Below are 578 nucleotides of genomic sequence, written 5' to 3'. Positions count from 1 at the left end.
ATATCTTTACCATTTATTTCTTAAAATCTTATTCAAAATATTAAATAATACAATTTCAGATATGAAAAAAACTACTGCAATAAAACAGTCCAGATGTGTTTCACCACAGTGCCCTTCCCAGGGACAGCCAACTGCCCTGAAGGGGGAAGACCACGCTGATGCTTCCGTGTCCACGCAGGGAGCATGGCTGCTGGCCGCCCCAGCTTTACTGAGCACGCAGTAAAGACCATGTTTTCTGGAAAGTTGTAATGAAGCTTGATAGTCAAGCATGGTTCAAATCACACATTTTCATTCTGATCAACTCTAAAAAAACAGGCTACCATAAAACACAGCAAATAACCCCAGCTGCTGGGGCTGGGGAGGAGGCATCCCCGCGGCCGAACTTGGTGAGGTCGCCAGAGTAAGGGTTGCTGGCCAGGCTACCATCCCTCCCAGTAAGTGGAGTGGTGGGTGTGGGAAACGGGATACTGTAGTAATCCAATGGAAATCTTGTCTGGAGCATCTGTAAATCATCATAACCATATACTTGTGGCGGGTAGGCATGTAACAGCCCTGGAGCCATAATATATGGATTAGGC

General features: G+C 46.2%; 1 protein-coding gene. It reads left to right on the top strand.

Translation table 11 applies throughout. From position 1 onward, the window contains the following. Positions 1-223, top strand: a 223-nt coding sequence (locus tag R7F64_RS24160; protein WP_318072187.1) for a hypothetical protein, incomplete at its 5' end; no start/stop codon positions are given. Positions 224-578: the final 355 nt, after the last annotated feature.

Source organism: Vibrio sp. Vb1980 (genome assembly GCF_033338615.1).
GTDB classification, from domain to species: domain Bacteria; phylum Pseudomonadota; class Gammaproteobacteria; order Enterobacterales; family Vibrionaceae; genus Vibrio; species Vibrio alginolyticus.
The sequence above is the reverse complement of the archived record's forward strand: the minus strand, read 5'-3'. Positions and strand labels throughout refer to the sequence as shown.